This is a genomic window from Enterobacter cloacae complex sp. P2B (assembly GCF_014895985.1).
Taxonomy (GTDB): Bacteria; Pseudomonadota; Gammaproteobacteria; order Enterobacterales; family Enterobacteriaceae; genus Enterobacter; species Enterobacter bugandensis.
Map to the genome: position 1 here is coordinate 181,367 of NZ_JADBQQ010000010.1, position 18,630 is coordinate 199,996.

Consider the following 18,630-nt stretch of genomic DNA (forward strand, 5'->3'; position numbering starts at 1 on the left):
CGCGAAGAGACATATTATGGAAAACGCAACTATCACCACTTTAACCGCACAGTTTCCTCTGGTTGAGGATCTGATTGCCCTGAAAGAAACCACCTGGCTTAACCCGCGCACCACCACGCTGGCGGAAGGGTTACCCTATGTCGGGCTGACCAAAGCCGACGTGGACGACGCCCACGCGCGCCTCAACCGCTTCGCGCCGTATCTGGCGAAAGCCTTCCCGGAGACGGCGGCAACGGGTGGGATTATTGAATCTGAACTGGTCGCCATTCCGGCAATGCAGGCGCGGCTGGAGAGAGAATCTGGCAAATCCATTCCCGGCACGCTGCTGCTGAAAAAAGACAGCCACCTGCCGATTTCCGGCTCGATTAAAGCGCGCGGCGGCATCTATGAAGTGCTGACCCACGCGGAAAAACTGGCGCTGGACGCCGGGTTGCTGACCACCGAAGACGACTACAGCATTCTGCTGGAGCCACGCTTTAAGGCCTTCTTCAGCCAGTACAGCATTGCCGTGGGCTCCACCGGCAACCTGGGGTTATCCATTGGCATAATGAGCGCACGCATCGGCTTTAAGGTGACGGTCCATATGTCCGCCGACGCCCGCGAGTGGAAGAAAGCCAGGCTGCGCAGCCACGGCGTCATCGTCGTGGAATATGAGCAGGATTACGGCGTGGCGGTGGAGCAAGGGCGCAAAGCGGCGGAAAGCGATCCGAACTGCTTCTTCATTGACGATGAGAATTCCCGCACCCTGTTCCTGGGCTATGCGGTGGCGGGCGAGCGCCTGAAAGCGCAGTTCACCGAACAGGGCCGCGTGGTGGATGCGGATCATCCCCTGTACGTCTATCTGCCGTGCGGCGTAGGCGGCGGGCCTGGCGGCGTGGCGTTTGGCCTGAAGCTGGCCTTTGGTGATAACGTGCACTGCTTCTTCGGGGAGCCAACGCACTCGCCGTGCATGCTGCTGGGCGTTTACACCGGCCTGCATGATGCGATTGCAGTGCAGGATCTGGGCATTGATAACGTGACGGCGGCGGACGGTCTGGCGGTTGGGCGCGCGTCCGGCTTCGTAGGCCGCGCGATGGAGCGCCTGCTCGACGGGTTCTATACGCTTTCCGATCGGAGCATGTACGACATGCTCGGCTGGCTGGCGCAGGAGGAAGGGATCCGCCTTGAGCCTTCAGCGCTGGCGGGGATGGCCGGGCCGGTGCGCGTTCATTCTCATACCAACGTTACCCACCTGGTGTGGGCAACCGGCGGCGGCATGGTGCCGGAAGACGAGATGGCGAAGTATCTGGCTAAAGGGAAGTAATTAAGCCGCCACCGGGCTTACAGGCTCAAAATTTGCTGAATATGGGTTACCGCAAACAGCAGCGATAGCGAGAGAACAGCGAGTGCGATCAGGAATTTATCCCGCACTGCTTTCGGCTGTACAAAATCGTTCTGCGCCACGTCCATCAGGTTACGGCTGCGGGTATAGCGCCATAAAATGATGGCCACCAGCGCCAGCACAATAATAGAGATCCAGAATGGCACCCCGGTTCGGTGCCAGTTGTGCTTAATCGCCAGGGCAATCAGCGCGCCATACCCCAGCAACGTGCGCAGCCAGGCCAACGACGTCCGCTCCGGCTGCAGGCCGGGGTCCGCTTCGCGCCGCGCTTTGCGGCTATCCGCCATAGAACACCAGCCCCATCACCACGCCCGCCACCGCCAGCAGAATTACGCTGATGATGAGTAACCCGCGCGTATAGGGCAGATCCTGCTTCAGGCGCATCGCCTTCTCATTGCGCAGCCATCGCAGGTAGCCGTAAATCGCCAGCACGCCCGCGAACAGGCACAGCAGCAGCGCCAGCACTTCACGAATCAGCGGCGTGGCAAAATCGGGGGCGAGCTGATCAAGGCCGACACCTGCGGCCAGAAAGCCCAGTGCGGTGCGGATCCACGCTAAAAACGTGCGTTCATTAGCCAGAGAGAAGCGGTAGTCCGGCGCTTCGCCGAGGCGGGAAATTTTCATGGAGATTCCTTGTCGTGCTACGGGCAGGCTTCAGCATAGCGTAAATCGACAAGGACAAGGAGACCGGCATCGGGCGATGCCGGTCAGGACGATTAATGCAGCTCTGGCCAGTACTCTTTGTTGGCCTCGATCAGGTCATCCAGAATCGCTTTCGCGACGGAGGCGCTCGGCACGGTTTTCGACAGGGTAATGGCCTGCCAGAGCTTCTGGTACGAGCGCTGCTCCCAGGCATCCACCACCAGTTTTTCCACCGCCACCTGCTGGCTCATCAGCCCTTTCTGGAAGTGCGGAATATCGCCCACCGTAAGCGGCTCCGGTCCGTTATGGCCCACCAGGCACGGGATCTCCACCATCGCGTCGGCGTCAAAGTTATGGATGGCACCGTTGTTTGGCACTATCAGCAGCATCCGCTCCTGGGTGTTAAAGGCAATCGCAGTCGCCAGATCGACGATGTACGACGCATGTTCGTCGATTTCCAGCTCACCGGCGGCGGAGTTGCCGGCTTCGATAATCGCCCGACAGGAACTGAACACATGCTTCTCACGGTGATCCATAACTTCATTGGCGCGGGTCCGTTCCGGGTTGGAATGCGCGACCACGTAGTCCGGGAACAGGTAATACTTCAGGTAGGTGTTCGGCATGGTGTCCGGATCCAGCGCCTGCACGTCTTTAGCTTTGGCAAAGGTATCGTTCCAGCTCGCTTCGGTATGCGCATCTTCCGAAGGCGGAACATAGCCGTTTTTCGCCACGTATTCGCGCAGCTTCGGCATCAGATCGTTGCCGTTCAGGTCTTCAATCGACGTCCACCAGCCGAAGTGGTTCAGGCCGTAGTAGCGCACGCGCATCTCTTTGCGGTCCTTCAGGCCGACAATCTGCGCCATGCGCCCTTCAATGCCGATCGGCATATCGCAGATGTTGAGGATTTTAGCGTTCGGACGCAGGCGGCGCGTGGCTTCCGCGACAATCGCCGCCGGGTTGGAGTAGTTCAGCATCCACGCGTTCGGGGAGTACTGCTCCATATAATCCACCAGCTCCAGCACGCCGCCGATAGAGCGCATGCCGTAAGAGATACCGCCCGGTCCGCAGGTTTCCTGGCCCAGCACGCCGTGGCGCAGCGGGATTTTTTCATCTTTTTCGCGCATCGGGTATTTGCCCACGCGGATGTGCGCCATCACGAAATCGACATCGGTAAACGCCGCTTTTGGATCGGTGGTGTAGCTGAATTCAATCTCCGGGGCCTGCTCCTTAAGGATGATTCTGCACGCTTCGGCGATGGTCTCCTGACGCGCGCCGTCGTTGTCATAGAACTTCAGGGCGCGCAGCGGAAAACGGTCACGGTTGGCTAACAGCATCAGGACGATACCAGGCGTAAAGGTGCTGCCGCCGCCTGCAATGACAACTGAGAATTTTTTCATGATATAGCCTCTGTCAGGGTGGTTTGTTCATTTGTTAAAGGAGTTTTCATCAGCGATTCCAGCTGGTCACGCACCTGAGGAACGTGCAGGCCGACAATCACCTGAATGCCGTTGCCGCGTCGCACTACGCCGTGTGCGCCCAGGGCTTTGAAGACGTCGTCGCTTTGGGTTTTCGCCATATCCACCAGTGCGATACGCAGGCGGGTGGCGCAGTTATTGATGCTTTCGATGTTGGCCGCGCCGCCGAGCGCCTGCAGGAATCCGGCGGCTTGCCCAACCTGCTGGCTGGCCGCCGCCGGGGCGGTGGTTTGCCCGCGCGCCGCCTTATAGTCGGCCTTGCTGTAGAGTTTGATTTCGCTCTCTTCCCGGCCCGGCGTTTTCAGGTTCAGACGCTCAATCAGCGTTTTGAAGATCACGAAGTAGATGCCGGTGAAGCAGACGCCAATGCCGATCTGGGTGAACACCGTCGAGGCATGGTTATGGAACATCGGGATCCAGTTTTGCGGCAGGAACTGGTCCAGCAGGCCGCCGCCCATATTCCCCACGACGCCGAAGGCGTACATCACCGTCGCCATGGTGGCCGCCAGCACGGCGTGCACGGCGAACAGCAGCGGCGAGATAAACAAGAAGGTGAACTCAAGCGGTTCGGTAATGCCCACCAGCACGGCGGTGAGCGTGGCCGGAACCAGCAGGCCCGCCACCTTGACGCGATTTTCTGGCGACGCGGTGTACCAGATAGCGAAGGCAATCCCGACCGAGCCAAACACTTTTGAGTTGCCGTGCAGCGCGAAGCCACCTTCCGGGAAGAGGGTCTTCAGCGGCAGGGTGCTCTGGCTGAATTCCTGCAGATGCTGCGCCCAGTAGACCTGAATACCGCCCTCCACCGCCGCCGGGCCGAAGATGAACGGACCGTAGACGAAGTGATGCAGGCCAGTTGGGATCAGAATGCGTTCCAGGAAGGTATACACCCACACGCCCAGCGCACCGGCAGAGCGCAGGAACGCCTGCAGGGATTCGATGCCCATCTGCACTTTCGGCCAGCCCAGCAGCGTCAGCCAGGCACAGGGGATCATCACGAAGAACGCGAGGATAACGACAAACGAACTGCCCTGGAAAATCCCCAGAAAGACCGGCAGCGGCTTGTCGAAATAGCGGTTGTGGATGGCGGTGACGATGCCTGAGATCACGATGGCACCGATGATGCTGGTATCGAGCGTTTTGATCCCGGCAATCATCGCCAGCCCGCTTCCCGCCGTCGGTTCGGCGGAGAAGTCGACGCCAAAGAAGTGGCCCCAGGTCATCCCCATCGCGTTAATGAAGTAGTTCCAGGTCAGGAAGCTAATCAGCACGGCCAGACAGGCGCGGCCCTGCGCCTGCTTCGCCAGCCCAATCGGCAGGCCGACGGCAAAAATCAGCGGCATATTGCGAAACACCGCCCAGCCGCCCTCTTCAATGATGTGAACGATCTGCGCGAAAAGATGATCGGGGGCGGTTAAGGCTTCGCCGACAAACAGCGGGTTGCGAAGCATGATGGCGATTCCCACCACGATCCCGGCAAACGGAAACAGCAACACCGGGGTAAACATGGCACCGCCAAAACGTTGTATTTGACTGAGCATTTTTAAATCCTCACGTAACAACCTGTAGGGGTAGAGGCCTTTATGGTTTTGTGCTGGCCTGAGGTGAGCATAAGAACTTACTGATGCGCGAACATGGCGTGCCGCTGCGATTCGTGATCGCATTCATGGTTTTATTTTGACCAATCAGGTCTACTTTTTGAGTTAAATATGGACATGTCAGGACGCATTCCACGCCCTGATAAGGGCAGAGAGGTCTACTGGTGATCTACAAATCAATTGCTGACAGGTTGCGGCTGCGGCTGAATTCATCGGACTACAACATCGGCAGCCCGCTGCCTGGTGAAAAAGCGCTGGCGCAGGAGTTTGGCGTGGCGCGCATGACCATCCGCAAGGCGCTGGATCTGCTGGTGAGCTGGGGGCTGGTTGAGCGCCGGCACGGCAGCGGAACGTTTGTCTCGCGCAAAGACGTTCACCACGAAACCACTAACCTGACCGGGCTGGTGGAGGTGCTGCGTCAGCAGGGAAAAGAGGTGCAGAGCAAGGTGCTGCAGTTCGAAGTGATGCCCGCCCCGCCCGCCATCGCCAGCCAGCTGCGGATCCAGGTGGATGAGCGGATCTACTTTTCACGGCGGGTGCGCTACGTGGACGGAAAGCCGCTGATGCTGGAAGACAGCTTTATGCCGGTGAAGCTGTTCCGCAACCTGTCGCTGGCGCATCTTGAGGGGTCTAAGTTTGATTACATTGAGAAGGAGTGCGGGATCACCATCAGCGGCAACTACGAGAGCCTGACGCCGGTGCTGGCAGATAAACAGCTGGCCGGTTATATGAATCTGCCGGAACAGACGCCGCTGCTGCGCATTACCTCTCTCTCCTACAGCGACAGCGGCGAGTTCCTCAATTATTCCGTGATGTTCCGAAATACCAGCGATTACCAGGTGGACTACCATCTGCGGCGCATCCACCCGGAAGAGCTGTTAACCCATCCCCCAGAACAGCACCGCCAGTAGCTGCGGGGTGATGATGCGCAGGAACATCACCAGCGGGTAGACGGTGGCATAGGAGAGCGCGGCCGCGCCGCTGGTGGCGTGCAGGTTGTTGGCAAAAGCGAGCGCTGGCGGGTCGGTCATGGAGCCCGCCAGCATGCCGCACAGCGTCAGGTAGTTCATTTTGGCGAACATCCGCGCCAGGATTGCCACCGTCAGCAGCGGGATCGCCGTGATAAAGATGCCGTAGCCGACCCAGCTCATCCCTTCGCCCTTGACCAGGGTATCGACAAAATCCCCGCCGGACTTCAGCCCGACAACCGCCAGGAACAGCACGATGCCCAGCTCGCGCAGCGCCAGGTTAGCGCTCGGCGGCATAAACCAGTAGAGCTTCCCGATACAGCCGATACGCCCGAGGATCAGCGCCATAATCAGCGGCCCGCCCGCCAGGCCGAGCTTGAGCGCCACCGGGAAGCCCGGCACGTACAGCGGAATAGAGCCGAGCAGCACGCCAAGCCCGATGCCGATAAACACCGGCAGCATCTGCACCTGCTGCAGTTTTTGCTGGGCGTTGCCCACCATATCCGCCACGGCATCGATGGACGACGGGCGTCCGACCAGGTTGAGGATATCCCCGAACTGCAGGCTGGCCTCCGGGATGGCAACCAGTTCGACGCCCGCACGGTTGAGGCGGGAGATGACCACGTCGTAGCGCTCTTTTACCTGCAGATCGCGTATTTTCTTGCCCAGAACGTGCTCGTTGGTCACCACAACACGCTCCACGCGCATATCGGTGCCGCGGGTTGAAAGCGAGGTATCCACTTCCTGACCAATCACCAGCCGCGCGTTGTTCAAATCCCCCGGCTGGCCGACCAGGTGCAGCAGGTCACCCTGCTGGATCATCGTGCCGGGCGCAGGCACCATCAGCACGTCGTCGCGCTTAAGGCGGGAGCAGATAATATTGGCGCTGTTCAGGATCGGCACGTCCTGAATCGCCATATTGTTCAGGTTGGGGTTATCGACGCGAATGTTGATGGTTTTGATCGGCATGTGGCCATTGGTGAGCGTGGTTTCGTGATCCTTCGCCTCTTTGTCGACGTTAACGCGAAACAGGACGCGGACCAGCCACATGGAGAGCAGAATGCCGCAAATCCCAAACGGATAGGCCATGGCGTAGCTCATCCCCATCTGGTCGACAATGCCGGGTTCAATGCCCAAATCGCGAAGGATTTGCTGCCCGGCTCCGAGCGCTGGCGTGTTGGTAACCGCCCCGGAGAAAATGCCCAGCACCACGGGCAGGGGGATAGCAAAGATTTTGTGCAGGATCGCGGTGACCAGCCCGCCCATCACCACAATGCCGAGGGCAAACAGATTGAGCCGTAGCCCGGAGACGCGCAGGGAAGCGAAAAAGCCCGGCCCTACCTGAATCCCGATGGTGTAGACGAAGAGGATCAGGCCGAACTCCTGAATAAAGTGGAGCATATCGGCGCTGAGAACCAGCCCGAGCTTGTCAGCAAAATGCCCGACAAAAATGCCGCCAAACAGCACCCCGCCAATCCCAAACCCGACGCCACGGATTTTGATATTGCCAATCCATAGCCCTACAACCGCGGCCAGGGCCAACACGCTGACGGTTAACGCGATATCACTCATGATCCACATCCTTGGCATAACCTTAGTTATAACAAGGATTTTCTCAGAGCCGGATGCGGTTGTATGGGCGATGGCGCACAAAAAAGCCCTGCCGGAGCAGGGCTTTGTGCAGTCTGTGGGTAAAGCGGATTAGCTGTTCAACGCCGGCCGCTCGCTAATGGCGATACGCTGCGGCGCGATGGCTTCCGGCACGTTACGGATAAGATCGATATGCAGCAGCCCGTTGGTAAACGTCGCACCGGACACTTCCATATGGTCTGCCAGGGTAAAGCTCAGGCTAAACGGCTGATTAACCAGACCCTGATGCAGCCACCGGGTTTCGGTCTCTTGTTTTTCCGGCGTACCCTTCACGGTCAGGCGCGCGCCTTCGAGCTGGATATCCAGATCTTCCTGGCGGAACCCGGCCAGCGCAAGGGTGATGCGATAGTGGTTATCGTCGCTTTTTTCAATGTTGTACGGCGGAAATGTCTGTTGCTCGGTGGTGCTTTGCAGGGCATTAGCCAGTTTGTCAAAACCAATCCACTGACGCAGCAGGGGGGATAAATCGTAGTTACGCATACTAAATCTCCTTCTGAGAAGCGAGTTCGGCACAGTTTAATTTTGTGCACAGTTGTTCCTGCAAATCCTGATGGATTCGCATATGCTCCCGTTACGGCAAGCAAGTCTGGGTGGGCCGCTCGCGCGACCCGCGTAATTAGTTAATTTCGATACGGCGCGGTTTTTTCTCTTCCGGAATCACGCGTTCCAGTTCGATAAACAGCAGGCCGTTAACCAGGTTCGCGCCTTTAACGTGAATGTTCTCGGCTAACTGGAACTTGCGTTCAAAGTTGCGCTCGGCGATGCCCTGGTAAAGGTAGGTACGTTCTTTCTGCTCGGCCGTATGGGAACCTTTCACCACCAGCAGGTTGTCCTGCGCGGTGATTTCCAGCTCGTTTTCTGCAAAACCGGCGACGGCAATGGCGATGCGGTAGTGGTTTTCGTCAACCAGCTCAACATTGTATGGAGGGTAGCCGTTGCTCTGGCTTTGGTTATTTTCTAAATGGTTAAACAGGCGGTCAAAACCAATTGCAGAACGGTATAGCGGAGAAAGATCGAAGTTACGCATAGATAATACTCCTGAAATCAGCGAGAAATTGTAGCCTTCCACCATGGACAGGCCTTTGCGCCCCCGAGCACCCATCAGGCGTGTTCGTTATCGGGTCACATTCTTAAAATGGGTCTGGAATCGAGCTTTTCAAGACTATTTAGGCGAGATTTTTTTGCACTTTGCTGGTTGTCGCATAGACTCTGGGACAACAGCACAAAGGGTTAAATTGCGATGGCTGCCACAGTGCGGGGTTATCGGGCTATTCATTTCGGATAAGGCTCGCTATAACCCTGAGTTGCAGGTCTATGCAGTGCCATTAACGATGACTGAGTGATGATGAAAAATGTTCTGATAAAGCTGACGACGTTCAGCGGGGTGGTTTTACTTTGCGGGTGTTCGAGCGTGATGTCTCACACCGGCGGTAAAGAAGGAACATATCCGGGGACGCGCGCCAGCGCGGCGATGATCTCCGATGACGATACGAACTGGGGCACCAAATCCCTGGTTATCCTGGATATGCCCTTTACAGCAGTGGCGGATACGCTTCTGCTGCCGTGGGATGTATTCCGTAAGGACGATTCCGTGCGCTCACGGGTAGAGAAAAGCGAGCAGGAAAATCTGGCGACAAACGCCGTTATCCCGCCCGCCGAGATGCCGCCGCGCTAGTCCTTCGCGGTTTCCGTTACCCAAAGCTGACGGAAACCGCCCGTCTCTTGCATCCACGCAATAAAGCGCCCGTCCGGGGAAAACACGACCGCATCAGCAGACGGCGGATTGCCGTGATCGGACGTCAAAAACGTCACTTCTCCAGTCTTCGCGTCACAGCAGGCGATTCGGTTTTCAAGCACAAATCCCAGCATGTTCCCGGAAGGGTGCCAGTTAAACGCAGACTGAATACCGCTCCCGGTGCGCGTCAGCTGGCGCGGTTCGCCGCCCTCAGGAGAGATCAGCCACAGCTGCACAATGCCGTTATCATCCCGCATCAGAAACGCGATTTGCGTCCCCTGGGGGTTACTGCGCACCCAGTGACGCGGCACGTTCACCAGACCCGGGTAGACCCTCTGGTGGGTAAAGGTCAGACGACGCTGCTTCACCCCGGCAGGCGGCGCTGGCAGGGTGTCTGGGGTGCCCTGCAGCGGCGCATCGCCCGCTTGTTTCCAGTCCTGCTCGTCTTCTGGCAGGTTAACAATAAACAGTTCAGGCACTTTTTCGCCCTGCGCGGAGAGGGTGTCGCCGATAAACGCCAGCCTGTTGTTGCCCACCCAGCCCTCTTCGTAGGCGCGGTTGATTTCATCGCTGCCCGGCTGCGGGTTGGGCGTTGTGCGACTGACCAGCACGCTCCAGAACGTGCCTGAATATTCACGTGGATGATTCCCCTGCGGGTTCACCGGGCCAAACGGTGCCGCCACGCCGACGTTGCGTAAATCGAGCTTCGGATCGCGCTCATGTAAAACATGGTCGTTATAGGTGAAGCTGACGAACTGCCCGTTCGGGCTGAAGACGTGCACGTGGCTGCCGCCGCGCAGCGCGCCTGCGGTATAAGGCGCGGTGATATCCATCGCGTCCAGGTTGCTGACCTGACCGTGATGCACAATCACACCCTGACGATGATGAAAATCGTAGTGCCAGTCAGCATCCGGGTTTTTCGGACCGTGGATAAAGACGTATTTGTCCTGTGCCGGATGAACGGTCACCACGCCGACATGCGCCCCGTCAGTGGCGCGATAAACCACCTCCACCTCACCCGTAGCGACATTGACCTGCTCAATGGTTTCGCCGGTGAACGACGCCCCGGACGGGCGCACGTCGTAGACCAGCCACTGGCTGTCCGGCGTCCAGGTATTGATGTTGGTCAGCTGGTGGTTGCGGGAAGCGAAGGTGATTTGTTTCATGAGGATACCCTGATGCACGGTGAGTGCATCAGGGTAAAACATCCGCAGGGATTAGCCTACTCGTTTCACATCGCCCACCAGCAGGATGTAGGAGAGTGCCCCGATCAGCGCCACGGCAGAGATGTAGACCAGCGCCGGGCCGAAGCCGTAGTCCTGCGCCAGGTAGCCGATAACCAGCGGTACGGTGATCCCGCCCAGTCCGCCGACAAAGTTGAACACACCGCCGGTAAGGCCAATCAGCCGCATCGGCGCAAGGGACGACACCAGCGACCAGGTGATAGAGGCGAAACCGTTACCAAAGAACGCCACCGCCATCAGGGCCATAATCCACACCGGATCGTTGGTGTAGTTGGCACCCATGATACAGGTTGAGATCAGCAAGCCGCAGATAATCGGCGTTTTACGCGCCACGCCCAGCGAGTATCCTTTTTTCACCAGCTTATCGGCCAGCCAGCCGGAGAGCAGCACGCCGAAAAATGCGGCGAGGAACGGCACGGTGGTCATAAAGCCCGCCTTTAGCGCCGCGATCCCCTTTTCCTGGGTCAGGTAGTTCGGGAACCAAGTGAGGAAGAACCACAGCGTAGAAGTAACCGCGAACTGACCCAGATAAACGCCCACCAGCTTACGGTGGAAGACCAGCTTCCAGTCCGCTTTGGTCAGCGGCTGGCGCGCCTCTTTTTTCACCGGCGCATCACCATCCACCAGACCGCCACCGTCGCGGATGTAGTCCAGCTCGGCCCTGGTGATACTTTTGGTCAGACGCGGCGGCTGGTAGACCTTGAACCAGATTAACGACCAGATAATGCCAATCCCGCCGGTGACGATGAACACCCAGTGCCAGCTCAGCAGCTCCTGGATCCAGATCAGCAGCGGCGTCAGGAACGCCAGGCCGACAAACTGGCCAGAGGTGTAAAAACCAACGGCGGACGCGCGCTCATGTTCCGGGAACCAGCTGGTCACCATACGGTTGTTGGTCGGAAACGCGGGCGCTTCGAAAACCCCGGTGATGGCACGCAGGCCAATCAGCGATATCAGCCCGGTGGCGAAGCCCTGGAATAGGGTCGCCACGGACCAGCCTAATATGGCGATAAAGTAGGTCAGACGTGAACCCACGCGGTCAAGAAACCAGCCGCCGGGGATCTGGCATAAGGTATACAACCAGGCAAACGCCGAGAAGACGTAGCCCATTTCCGCTTTGGTGATGCCAAACTCTTCCTGAATATGGGCCGATGCCACGGCAAGGTTGGCGCGGTCAACATAGCAAATGACCACGGTAATAAAGATCATCATCAGCGTCAGGTAGCGGCGACGCCCGATTTTTGTAGCGGTAACTGGAATATCCATCGCAATCTGTCTCCAGATTTTGGGCATAGCGAAGCCGCTCACCATGCCCTGTAATTTACAGAGGGTTATATTTTTGTATGTATGATTTTTGCCCGGAGGCTTACCGGGTCTACGGGATGGCGATTACCATTCCGCTACGCTGCCGTCCTCATGACGCCACAGCGGGTTTCGCCAGTCCGGCGCATTCTTACTCAGCTCAATGACTTTAGCTTCGTCAATTTCCACGCCAAGGCCCGGCTTCGTAAGCGGTTTAAAGAAACCGCCTTCCATGCAGAAGTCTTCTTTATTTTTCACAAAATCGAGCAGTTCCGCGCCCTTGTTATAGTGAATCCCCATGCTCTGTTCCTGGAACACCGCATTGCGGGAGACGAAGTCGACGTGCAGGCAGGCCGCCAGCGCGATTGGGCCGAGCGGGCAGTGCGGCGCCAGCGCCACATCGTAAGCTTCTGCCATCCCGGCAATTTTGTAGCATTCGGTGATGCCGCCCGCATGAGAAAGGTCCGGCTGCAGGATCGCTATGCCGCCCGCTTCAAGTACGCGTTTAAACTCGAAGCGCGAGAACATACGTTCACCCGCCGCGATAGGAATGTGGGTCTGTTCAGCCAGCTTCGGATAGTACTCCGCCTGCTCGGCCAGCACCGGCTCTTCGATAAACAGCGGGCGATACGGCTCCAGCTCTTTGATCAGCACTTTGGCCATCGGCGCGCTGACGCGGCCGTGGAAATCCAGGCCAAACTCAATCTCGTTGCCGAAGGCTTCACGAATTTGCGCCACGGTATTGACCGCCCGGTCTACCGCACGCGAATTGTCGATAACGCCCATCTCTTCGCAGCCGTTGAGCTTGAAGGTGTCAAAGCCGATATTGCGCAACTGCGTGATGCCGTCGATCACTTCCGCAGGGCGGTCGCCGCCCACCCAGCTGTAGGCTTTGATTTTGTCGCGCACCAGGCCGCCCATAAGCTGCCATACCGGCGCGTTAAGCACTTTACCTTTGATATCCCACAGCGCCTGGTCGATACCGGCGATGGCGCTCATCAGGATCGGACCACCGCGGTAGAAGCCCGCGCGGTACATCACCTGCCACAGGTCGTTAATGCGCGCCGGATCCTGACCAATCAGGTATTCGCCCAGCTCGTGTACTGCCGCTTCAACGGTGCGCGCGCGCCCTTCAATCACCGGTTCGCCCCAGCCTACAACCCCTTCATCGGTTTCGATTTTCAGGAACATCCAGCGCGGGGGTAAACGGTACGTGGTGAGTTTGGTTATTTTCATTTCACTGCCTCTCGATACGCTTTCACAAATGCTGCCGCCTGCTGTGCGGTACGTTCCACGGACTGTCCGGCACGATAAAGATCGCTACCCAACCCTGCGCCCACACAGCCAGCGCTCATCCACTGGCCCAGGTTTTCTGGCGTTACGCCGCCCACGGCAAAGACCGGCACGCTGGCGGGCAATACCGCTTTCAACGCCTTGATGTAGTCCGGTCCAAAAGCCGATGACGGGAAAATTTTGAGCGACTGCGCGCCCGCATCAAGGGCAGTAAAGGCTTCCGTGGCGGTGGCGCAGCCCGGGCAGACCGTCATGCCGTAACCCACCGCGCGGCGGATCACCTCAGGCTGAATATTCGGCGTGACGATAAGCCTGCAGCCCATCGTTGCCAGCCGATCGACCTGCTCAGGCTGTAACACGGTGCCTGCGCCAATCAGCGCCTTATCGCCGAAAACCTCCACCACGGCCGGAATGCTTTTTTCCCAGTCGGGCGAGTTGAGCGGGATTTCTACCGCGTCGAATCCGGCGTCGATAACCGCGCCGACGTGGTCTAACGCCTCATCGGGCGTGATGCCGCGCAAAATCGCGATAAGGGGAAGATCAGTTTGCCACTGCATGAGCGATGCTCCTTATTCCTGCCTGAAATGCCGTGTCGCCGGATACCGTCGAAACATCACGCCCAACGGCGCGAAATGCCTGTTCGTAGCGCGACGTTAGCGATGCGCCTGCGACAATCGTAATGGCCTGCTCGTGCGCGATGAACTCACGCATGCTGGCGACCTCTGCGCCAATCAGCAGGCCGGAGAGAAACTCGCTGACCTGCTCGCGCGGGAGAAGTCCCAGCACGTGCGAGGCGCGAACCTCAAAAAGCTGCGGCAACACATCAGGGGAGGCGATCCCACGTTCAAGCCCGGCGGCAAACGCCTCTGACGAGGATTCCTGCTCAGGTAAACCGGCCCCGACCAGCGAATGGTTGAGCAGCAAATGGTGCAGCTCGCCGGTCATTACGGTGCGAAATTCGTGGATTTGCTCAGCGTCAGCCTGGACCCACTTACAGTGCGTGCCGGGCATGACGTAGACAGAAGAAGGAGAGAGAGCGCGCGCGCCAAGCAGCTGCGTCTCTTCGCCGCGCATCACGTTGTGGTTATCGTCGCGAGAGACGCTCAAACCGGGAATAATCCAGATATTGTCGCCAACGGACGTTAACTGCTCGCCAATAGCAGAGAAATGGGCGGGAACCGGCAGATAAGGTGCAATTTTCCAGCCTACGTTACTGCCCACCATTCCCGCCATTACCACCGGCGTGGCGCTGTCGCGCCAGTTTTGTGTGACCTCTGCTAACACCGCCTCGGGGGATTTACCGTTCAGGCGCGTCACGCCTGCTTCTGATTGCCTGCTCTCCAGGCACTGCTCGCCCTGATAAAGCCAGGCGCGCAGATTGGTCGATCCCCAGTCAATTGCGATGTAGCGAGATGTCATGTGATTTCCTTCAGCCTTCGTGTCGAGCTGGCAATCATGGTAAGCGCCGCCTGCTCTGCCGCATCGCCGTCCTGATGCCGTATCGCATCGAACAGCGCTTTATGTTCCTGGAGAGTTTTTGGCATGTTGGCCTCATCACCCATCCAGGTACGTTCAAATACCGCTCGCTGTAGCGAGCTGATCGCCACGCTAAGCTGCTGTAAAACCGGGTTATGCACCGACTGCAGCACCGCTTCGTGGTAGCGAATGTCCGCCTCGTTGAACGCCTCCCGGTTCTGGTTATTGGCGATCATGTCGTTTAAAGCCGATTCAATCTGGGCCAAATCACCGGAGGTCGCGCGTTCCGCCGCCCAGCGCGCAATTGCCGGCTCCACCAGGTTTCGAACTTCACTCATCGCGCCGATAAGCCGCGGGTCGTAGTCGTTTTCCAGCACCCACTGCAGCACGTCGGTATCGAGGTAGTTCCACTGGTTGCGCGGAGCAACAAACGCGCCGCGATAGCGCTTCATTTCAATCAGCCGCTTCGCCATCAGCGAGCGGAACACTTCCCGGATGATGTTGCGCGAGGTTTCAAACTCCTCGCACAGTTCAGCCTCTGCGGGGAGCGGCGAACCGGGAACGTATTTACCGCCCACAATCTGGGTGCCCAACGTAATAACGATGCGATCGGTTTTATTGAGAGTCATGGAGAGTCCTTGTGCTCTGTATGTCCATCACTACTTTACCGCGACCGCTGAATTTCGCCTCACTTTTGCAGTACAAACGTGAGGCCATTCGTCTTTGCCGTGGTGACAATGTAGTACAATCAATTAATGTTGTACTACAATCAAGATCACAAAAAGAACAATTCGATAAATTCAGGGCAAAAAAAGCCCCGGTTGATAACCGGGGCTGATGATTGAAAATAAGCGTTACTACAGCACAAACTTTTCGATCGCGTAGGCAACGCCGTCTTCCAGGTTGGATTTGGTGACGAAATCAGCCACCTCTTTCACCGAAGGAATGGCGTTATCCATTGCCACGCCAACGCCCGCGAATTCAATCATCGCGATGTCGTTTTCCTGGTCGCCGAGCGCCATGATTTCTTCCTGCTTAATCCCTAACGCATCAGCAAGTGATTTCACGCCGGTGCCCTTATTGACGCGTTTATCGAGGATTTCGAGGAAGTACGGCGCACTTTTCAGCACGGTGTACTTCTCTTTTACCTCCGCCGGAATGCGCGCGATGGCTTTATCCAGGATCTCCGGCTCGTCGATCATCATCACCTTCAGGAACTGCGTCGCCGGATCCATTTTCTCGGCTTCACAGAATACCAGCGGAATGGTCGCAACGTAGGATTCATGCACCGTGTAGTAGCTGATATCGCGGTTGGCGGTGTAGAGCGTATTGCGATCGAGCGCGTGGAAGTGGGAGCCCACTTCACGGGACAGTTTTTCGAGGAACAGATAGTCATCATAGCTCAGCGCAGTTTGCGCAACCGTGCTGCCGTCTGCGGCTTTCTGCACCAGCGCGCCGTTATAGGTGATGCAGTAATCGCCCGGCTGATTCATGTGCAGCTCTTTCAGGTAGCTGTGTACGCCCGCATATGGACGCCCCGTGGTCAGAACCACATTCACGCCCTTCGCTCGTGCGGCGGCGATCGCGTTTTTAACGGCAGGAGAGATAGTGTGGTCTGGCAGCAGCAGCGTGCCGTCCATATCGATTGCAATGAGTTTGATAGCCATGAGTTCCCCGGGATAAATGAGTGCTACCTCATGCTAACGCGATTAAGCACACAAAAATAGAGCTACATTGCGCAACAGAAACACCCCTTTTACGCTTATCCCGGGGAACGACGACTTACTCGCGGATGAGAACGATTTTACCGAATGCGCCGCGATCCAGATGTTCAAGGGCCTGTTCAAGCTCGTTAAAACGGTAGCGATGCTCAATCACCGGCTTCAGTCCCGTGACGTCAACAGCGCGGACGAAATCCTCCAGCGCCCGGCGGTGTCCCACGCCAATCCCCTGAATGACGGGGGATTTCAGCAGCAGCTCACCAGCAGGCAGTGAAATGTCAGTCCCGGCCAGCACGCCAATGACGGAGATACGCCCGTGAACGGCAACGGCACGCAGGGAATGCTTCAGGTTTTCCCCACCTACGGTTTCGATAATATGGTCGATGCCGCGATCCTGAGTCAGCGCCAATGCTTCTTCAGCCCAGTCACTTTTCAGGCGGTTGACGCCCTGACTGGCGCCCAGTTTTTTGGCGAGCGCCAGCTTTTCATCGCTCCCGGACGTGACAATAACCTCTGCGCCGTGCGCTTTTGCAATTTGCAGGGCGAAAATCGCCACGCCGCCCGTCCCCTGTACCAGCACCGATTGCCCGGCGCGGAGCTGACCCCGCTCCACCAGCGCGAACCAGGCGGTAAGCCCTGCGCAGGATAACGTGCTGGCCTCTGCGTCATTCAGAGTTTCCGGAGAGGCCACCAGCGCGTTTTCATTTACAACCACATATTCGGCCAGCATGCCCTGGAAATAGCCGCCGGACGTTTTGTAGGGCAAATCACGCGCGTCTGCCTGCGGCTTGCCGTCGATCCACTCCGGGAAGAAGGTTGAAATGACGCGAGCGCCGGGTTTGAAACGCGTGACACCTTCACCTACGCTGTCCACCACGCCCGCCATGTCAGACGCCGGAGTGAACGGGAAGGAAAGCGGAATCGGCATCGTGCCTTCGATGACCATTTTATCGCGATAGTTGAGCGCAACGGCATTTACCCGTACGCGAACCTCACCGGGGCCTGGCTGTGGAACCGATTCATGAATGAGTTTGAGATTCTCGCGCCCGAGGGCGTTCATTGACCAGCGCTGCATTGTCTCTGTCATTTTTTTCTCCTGCCATCAGATAAGCTTCAGTAATGACAGTCTACCGTTGACTCCTCGTCACCAGTGGCGATAAGTTTTCTCTTCATTGACGCCTGAATGGATACAAACCGTGACCGATACGCTGAAAGATATTCCTGTTTTTGTCGCTGCCGTGGAGGCAGGTAGCTTTGCGCAGGCCGCAGTTCGCCTGCACCTGTCGCGCTCTGCGGTGGGTAAAAGCATTGCTCGACTTGAGGAACGTCTGGGAGTGCGGCTGTTTCGGCGCACCACCCGCAGCCAGCGGCTCACCGATAACGGCGCCCTGTTCTACGAGCGCTGCCTGCGCGCGCTGGAGGAGATCAGGAGCGCGGAATCCCTGCTGGAAACGGGGAAACATCAGATCAACGGTCGGCTTCGTGTTGCCATGCCGGTGCTGTTTGGACGCCAGTGCGTCGCGCCGCTGCTGATTGAACTGGCGCAGGAACACCCTGGGCTTGAGCTTGAAATGTCGTTCAGCGACCGCGTGGTGGATCTGGTCGAGGAAGGCTTCGATATGGCGGTACGTAACGGCACGCTGCAGGACAGCAGCGTGCTGGTGGCCAGAAAGCTGGGAGAACACCGCATGGTCCTGTGCGCCTCGCCCGACTATCTGCAAAAAAGAGGTCATCCAGACGCTGTGGATGATTTATCCCGGCACGCGGCCATTAACTATCTGCGCGCAGGCCGCGTGCTATCCTGGCAGCTTATGGACAGCGACGGAACGCCGCGCACGTTAACGCCGCGGTCATCACTCAATATGGATGATTTGCAGGCCATCTGCGACGCGGCGGTGACCGGGCACGGCATTGCCTGGCTCCCCTGCTGGATGGCCATCAAAGAAATTCATCAGGGAAAGCTTGTCCCGCTCTTTAAGCAGGCGCCGGATGTCCATTTTGACGTCCATGCCGTCTGGCAACAGACGCCGTACCTGCCGCTAAGGGTAAGAATGGCCATAGATGCGCTGGCGAGCCGTTTACCGGCGGCGATGTCGCTGGACATTCCTGCGCCCATAAAAAAGCTGCGCTAAAAGCGCGGCCAGT

At 57.9% G+C, this 18,630-nt stretch carries 19 protein-coding genes and 1 other annotated feature; of the genes, 4 read left to right on the top strand and 15 right to left on the bottom strand.

The window, feature by feature from the left end; translation table 11 throughout:
* Positions 1 to 16: 16 nt before the first annotated feature.
* Positions 17 to 1,303: a D-serine ammonia-lyase gene (dsdA, locus tag IM313_RS09760; RefSeq protein WP_192971853.1), complete on the top strand. Its 1,287-nt coding sequence runs from the start codon at positions 17 to 19 to the stop codon at positions 1,301 to 1,303.
* Positions 1,304 to 1,320: 17 nt separating this feature from the next.
* Here dsdA and IM313_RS09765 read toward each other — a convergent pair whose 3' ends face one another.
* The 4 genes from IM313_RS09765 to IM313_RS09780 form a co-directional block, all read right to left on the bottom strand.
* Positions 1,321 to 1,668, bottom strand: coding sequence for a DUF202 domain-containing protein (locus tag IM313_RS09765; protein ID WP_023309822.1), 348 nt, complete (start codon positions 1,666 to 1,668; stop codon positions 1,321 to 1,323).
* Positions 1,658 to 2,005: a YidH family protein gene (locus tag IM313_RS09770; RefSeq protein WP_028014948.1), complete on the bottom strand. Its 348-nt coding sequence runs from the start codon at positions 2,003 to 2,005 to the stop codon at positions 1,658 to 1,660. Before IM313_RS09770 ends, IM313_RS09765 begins: the two co-directional genes overlap by 11 nt.
* A gap of 92 nt (positions 2,006 to 2,097) precedes the next feature.
* Positions 2,098 to 3,420 (bottom strand): 6-phospho-alpha-glucosidase, encoded by a 1,323-nt coding sequence (locus IM313_RS09775; RefSeq protein ID WP_045260840.1) that lies wholly within the window; start codon positions 3,418 to 3,420, stop codon positions 2,098 to 2,100.
* Positions 3,417 to 5,039, bottom strand: a complete 1,623-nt coding sequence (locus tag IM313_RS09780; RefSeq protein WP_028014946.1) for an alpha-glucoside-specific PTS transporter subunit IIBC — start codon at positions 5,037 to 5,039, stop codon at positions 3,417 to 3,419. Before IM313_RS09780 ends, IM313_RS09775 begins: the two co-directional genes overlap by 4 nt.
* Positions 5,040 to 5,260: 221 nt before the next feature.
* On the opposite strand from IM313_RS09780, the gene IM313_RS09785 reads away from it, so the two are divergent.
* Complete coding sequence (locus IM313_RS09785; RefSeq protein WP_192971854.1) at positions 5,261 to 6,007, top strand: GntR family transcriptional regulator; 747 nt, start codon at positions 5,261 to 5,263, stop codon at positions 6,005 to 6,007.
* On the opposite strand, the gene IM313_RS09790 is transcribed toward IM313_RS09785, so the two are convergent.
* From IM313_RS09790 to ibpA, 3 genes are all read right to left on the bottom strand, one after another.
* Positions 5,975 to 7,636 (bottom strand): putative transporter, encoded by a 1,662-nt coding sequence (locus IM313_RS09790; RefSeq protein ID WP_063943335.1) that lies wholly within the window; start codon positions 7,634 to 7,636, stop codon positions 5,975 to 5,977. The genes IM313_RS09785 and IM313_RS09790 overlap by 33 nt on opposite strands.
* 129 nt (positions 7,637 to 7,765) lie before the next feature.
* A complete protein-coding gene (gene ibpB / locus IM313_RS09795; protein ID WP_028014943.1) occupies positions 7,766 to 8,194 on the bottom strand; it encodes a small heat shock chaperone IbpB in 429 nt (142 codons plus the stop codon).
* A 136-nt stretch (positions 8,195 to 8,330) separates the two neighbouring features.
* A complete protein-coding gene (ibpA, locus tag IM313_RS09800) occupies positions 8,331 to 8,741 on the bottom strand; it encodes a small heat shock chaperone IbpA (RefSeq protein ID WP_008500162.1) in 411 nt (136 codons plus the stop codon).
* Positions 8,735 to 8,806, bottom strand: a sequence feature (ROSE (Repression Of Heat Shock gene Expression) occurs in the 5'-region of heat shock genes and acts as an RNA thermometer to modulate expression.). (Overlaps the previous gene by 7 nt.)
* 250 nt (positions 8,807 to 9,056) lie before the next feature.
* On the opposite strand from ibpA, the gene IM313_RS09805 reads away from it, so the two are divergent.
* Positions 9,057 to 9,389 (top strand): YceK/YidQ family lipoprotein, encoded by a 333-nt coding sequence (locus IM313_RS09805; RefSeq protein WP_014881914.1) that lies wholly within the window; start codon positions 9,057 to 9,059, stop codon positions 9,387 to 9,389.
* Here IM313_RS09805 and IM313_RS09810 read toward each other — a convergent pair.
* From IM313_RS09810 to IM313_RS09845, 8 genes are all read right to left on the bottom strand, one after another.
* A complete protein-coding gene (locus IM313_RS09810; RefSeq protein WP_192971855.1) occupies positions 9,386 to 10,615 on the bottom strand; it encodes a DUF3748 domain-containing protein in 1,230 nt (409 codons plus the stop codon). The genes IM313_RS09805 and IM313_RS09810 overlap by 4 nt on opposite strands.
* Before the next feature lie 51 nt (positions 10,616 to 10,666).
* Positions 10,667 to 12,004, bottom strand: coding sequence for an MFS transporter (locus tag IM313_RS09815; protein WP_080351061.1), 1,338 nt, complete (start codon positions 12,002 to 12,004; stop codon positions 10,667 to 10,669).
* 78 nt (positions 12,005 to 12,082) lie between these two features.
* Entirely contained in the window at positions 12,083 to 13,231 is a 1,149-nt protein-coding gene (dgoD, locus tag IM313_RS09820) for a galactonate dehydratase (RefSeq protein WP_028014940.1), read from the bottom strand.
* Complete coding sequence (locus tag IM313_RS09825) at positions 13,228 to 13,845, bottom strand: 2-dehydro-3-deoxy-6-phosphogalactonate aldolase (protein ID WP_028014939.1); 618 nt, start codon at positions 13,843 to 13,845, stop codon at positions 13,228 to 13,230. The genes dgoD and IM313_RS09825 overlap by 4 nt, the downstream gene beginning before the upstream one ends.
* Entirely contained in the window at positions 13,829 to 14,707 is an 879-nt protein-coding gene (locus tag IM313_RS09830) for a 2-dehydro-3-deoxygalactonokinase (protein ID WP_192971856.1), read from the bottom strand. Before IM313_RS09830 ends, IM313_RS09825 begins: the two co-directional genes overlap by 17 nt.
* On the bottom strand, positions 14,704 to 15,393 hold the full coding sequence (gene dgoR, locus IM313_RS09835) for a D-galactonate utilization transcriptional regulator DgoR (RefSeq protein ID WP_003861109.1): 690 nt from the start codon (positions 15,391 to 15,393) through the stop codon (positions 14,704 to 14,706). The genes IM313_RS09830 and dgoR overlap by 4 nt, the downstream gene beginning before the upstream one ends.
* 228 nt (positions 15,394 to 15,621) lie before the next feature.
* Entirely contained in the window at positions 15,622 to 16,431 is an 810-nt protein-coding gene (gene yidA, locus IM313_RS09840; protein ID WP_049001544.1) for a sugar-phosphatase, read from the bottom strand.
* Between the two features lie 115 nt (positions 16,432 to 16,546).
* The gene (locus IM313_RS09845; RefSeq protein ID WP_049001546.1) at positions 16,547 to 17,572 is read right to left on the bottom strand and encodes an NAD(P)-dependent alcohol dehydrogenase; all 1,026 of its coding nucleotides are present in this window, start codon (positions 17,570 to 17,572) and stop codon (positions 16,547 to 16,549) included.
* A 109-nt stretch (positions 17,573 to 17,681) separates the two neighbouring features.
* On the opposite strand from IM313_RS09845, the gene IM313_RS09850 reads away from it, so the two are divergent.
* Positions 17,682 to 18,617, top strand: coding sequence for a LysR family transcriptional regulator (locus IM313_RS09850; RefSeq protein WP_192971857.1), 936 nt, complete (start codon positions 17,682 to 17,684; stop codon positions 18,615 to 18,617).
* Positions 18,618 to 18,630 lie beyond the last annotated feature (13 nt).

Excerpts from the sequence above, each read along its gene's own strand:
- dsdA (WP_192971853.1), top strand. The coding sequence starts at position 17 with ATGGAAAACGCAACTATCACCACTTTAACCGCACAGTTTCCTCTGGTT.
- IM313_RS09765 (WP_023309822.1), bottom strand. The coding sequence starts at position 1,668 with ATGGCGGATAGCCGCAAAGCGCGGCGCGAAGCGGACCCCGGCCTGCAG.
- IM313_RS09770 (WP_028014948.1), bottom strand. The coding sequence starts at position 2,005 with ATGAAAATTTCCCGCCTCGGCGAAGCGCCGGACTACCGCTTCTCTCTG.
- IM313_RS09775 (WP_045260840.1), bottom strand. The coding sequence starts at position 3,420 with ATGAAAAAATTCTCAGTTGTCATTGCAGGCGGCGGCAGCACCTTTACG.
- IM313_RS09780 (WP_028014946.1), bottom strand. The coding sequence starts at position 5,039 with ATGCTCAGTCAAATACAACGTTTTGGCGGTGCCATGTTTACCCCGGTG.
- IM313_RS09790 (WP_063943335.1), bottom strand. The coding sequence starts at position 7,636 with ATGAGTGATATCGCGTTAACCGTCAGCGTGTTGGCCCTGGCCGCGGTT.
- ibpB (WP_028014943.1), bottom strand. The coding sequence starts at position 8,194 with ATGCGTAACTACGATTTATCCCCCCTGCTGCGTCAGTGGATTGGTTTT.
- ibpA (WP_008500162.1), bottom strand. The coding sequence starts at position 8,741 with ATGCGTAACTTCGATCTTTCTCCGCTATACCGTTCTGCAATTGGTTTT.
- IM313_RS09805 (WP_014881914.1), top strand. The coding sequence starts at position 9,057 with ATGATGAAAAATGTTCTGATAAAGCTGACGACGTTCAGCGGGGTGGTT.
- IM313_RS09810 (WP_192971855.1), bottom strand. The coding sequence starts at position 10,615 with ATGAAACAAATCACCTTCGCTTCCCGCAACCACCAGCTGACCAACATC.
- IM313_RS09815 (WP_080351061.1), bottom strand. The coding sequence starts at position 12,004 with ATGGTGAGCGGCTTCGCTATGCCCAAAATCTGGAGACAGATTGCGATG.
- dgoD (WP_028014940.1), bottom strand. The coding sequence starts at position 13,231 with ATGAAAATAACCAAACTCACCACGTACCGTTTACCCCCGCGCTGGATG.
- IM313_RS09825 (WP_028014939.1), bottom strand. The coding sequence starts at position 13,845 with ATGCAGTGGCAAACTGATCTTCCCCTTATCGCGATTTTGCGCGGCATC.
- IM313_RS09830 (WP_192971856.1), bottom strand. The coding sequence starts at position 14,707 with ATGACATCTCGCTACATCGCAATTGACTGGGGATCGACCAATCTGCGC.
- dgoR (WP_003861109.1), bottom strand. The coding sequence starts at position 15,393 with ATGACTCTCAATAAAACCGATCGCATCGTTATTACGTTGGGCACCCAG.
- yidA (WP_049001544.1), bottom strand. The coding sequence starts at position 16,431 with ATGGCTATCAAACTCATTGCAATCGATATGGACGGCACGCTGCTGCTG.
- IM313_RS09845 (WP_049001546.1), bottom strand. The coding sequence starts at position 17,572 with ATGACAGAGACAATGCAGCGCTGGTCAATGAACGCCCTCGGGCGCGAG.